The sequence below is a fragment of the Caulobacter sp. CCH9-E1 genome, assembly GCF_001556515.1.
Lineage (GTDB): Bacteria > Pseudomonadota > Alphaproteobacteria > Caulobacterales > Caulobacteraceae > Caulobacter.
The window spans coordinates 1-504 of record NZ_LSJA01000279.1 but is presented as its reverse complement, the minus strand read 5'-3'; the positions used below and the strand labels follow the sequence as shown (position 1 = coordinate 504).

1 protein-coding gene is annotated in these 504 nt (G+C 69.8%); it reads left to right on the top strand.

Translation table 11 applies throughout. The features are described from left to right. Positions 1-504, top strand: a 504-nt coding sequence (locus AX690_RS15700; protein WP_156449615.1) for an HAD-IC family P-type ATPase, incomplete at both ends; no start/stop codon positions are given.

Genomic DNA, 504 nt, shown 5'->3' with positions numbered 1-504 from the left:
GGTTCACCCTGACCGAGGCGATCGAAAACCTGCGCAAGCGCAAGTTCGAGATCGATACCTTGATGCTGGTGGCCGCCGCCGGGGCCGCGGCCCTGGGGCAATGGGCGGAAGGCGCGCTTCTCCTCTTCCTATTCAGCATGGGTCATTCCCTGGAGCATTACGCCATGGGCCGGGCCCGCCGGGCGATCGAAGCCCTGGCCAAGCTGGCCCCCGAGCGGGCCACGGTTCGCCGCGACGGCAAGACAGAGGACGTCGCCGTCGAGGCCCTGGAGATCGGCGACATCATCCTGGTGCGGCCCAACGAGCGCATCGCCGCCGACGGCGTCGTCGTAGCCGGCGACAGCAGCGTCAACCAGGCCCCGGTCACCGGCGAAAGCGTGCCGGTCGACAAGCGCGCCAGCGCCGATCGCGACCTCGACTTCGCCAAGGCCAGCGCCGAGTACCGGGTCTTCGCCGGCACCATCAATGGCGCGGGCGCGCTCGACATCCGCGTGGCCCGCAAGG